Below are 1,291 nucleotides of genomic sequence, written 5' to 3'. Positions count from 1 at the left end.
ATATACATTGGCTAAGTTAGTTCGCCCAAATCCGCGATCGGCATTAAAGCGTTGAATGTCCATGTATTCATCTAACGGTTTTTGAATGCGCTCTCTTTGTAGCGGATTCATTTCCCCATAATGACTGACTAGCGCAGCCGCCGCTTCGGTTCGCACCGACAACACCGGATCACTCAGCAACGGCTGTAAAATCTGCCAACGGTCACTAAAGTCATACCCTGCCGAGCCAGCAACAGCACCCAGTCGAATCATCTCGTTCTCATGTTTCACGGCGCGAGCAAGCGCAACCAACGAATTCTGGCCAGTATTGCCTGCCATTCGCTCTAAAGCCGATGCGCGAATGATGTCACTGATGGAAGAATCTTGAGCCGTATAAGCCAAGGCATCTGAACCACCTCTATGACCTATCGCGTCTGCATAAAATGCGACCGAGAAGTGCTGAGTGTTGCGATACTTTGATTTTGGGAACCATTGACCAATCTGCTCATCGGCCCACTTCGCATCTTTATCATCATGACAAGCAGTACAAACATTGGGCGTATTAATATGCTTGCTTAAATCTGGGCGCGGAACGTGCCAACTGTGGTCTCTACGCGGGTCTACCTGCATATAGGTCGTCTCCGGCATGTGGCACGTTGTGCATTTTGATGCCTCGGTGTTCGCTTGATGAAAGGTGTGGTTTTCTGGCAGATAATCTGACGCTACATGGCATTGCGCACATACTGCTTCTTCCGGGATTTTGAGTTGGGCGGTATGTGGATCGTGACAATTTGTGCACGTTACGCCTTTCTCTGCCATGGCCGATTGCAAAAACGAGCCGTAGACATAGTCCTCATCGTAAATTTGGCCATCGTGATAATAGAGCTCAGGGGTAATTAAACTCAGACGGTACTTATCAAGAAACGTACCTTTGACGTGATCCGCTTCTTCATTCAACTGGGTACGTCGACTGTGGCACTGAGCGCAAGTTTGAACTTGGTTGGTTGGCACAATGTCTTTTGGCTGAAGCGTACTGTGCCCTTCTTTGTAAACCCACTCTTTGACTGCGGCTGAAAGATCGCGAGAAAAACCATTATGATTTGTGGTGGCAATTGGCATGCCATGTTTCTTTGCCTGTTTCGCCATTTCCACGTGCAGACTTGCCGGGCCATGACACGCTTCGCAGCTGACGTTGATTTCCGACCACGTTGTTTGATACGTATTGCTTTGAGCGTCGTAGTTTTTCTTCAAGTTGGTCGAGTGGCAATCAGCGCACATGAAGTTCCAGTTTTGCCCTGTATTGGTCCAGTAA

At 48.6% G+C, this 1,291-nt stretch carries 1 protein-coding gene; it reads right to left on the bottom strand.

The features are described 5' to 3' along the window. Positions 1-1,291, bottom strand: a 1,291-nt coding sequence (locus tag R7O12_RS25350; RefSeq protein WP_318126820.1) for a cytochrome c3 family protein, incomplete at both ends; no start/stop codon positions are given.

It is taken from the genome of Vibrio sp. Vb1574 (assembly GCF_033338675.1).
Note: the sequence above shows the minus strand (reverse complement) of the source record. Positions and strands in the feature narration are given on the sequence as shown.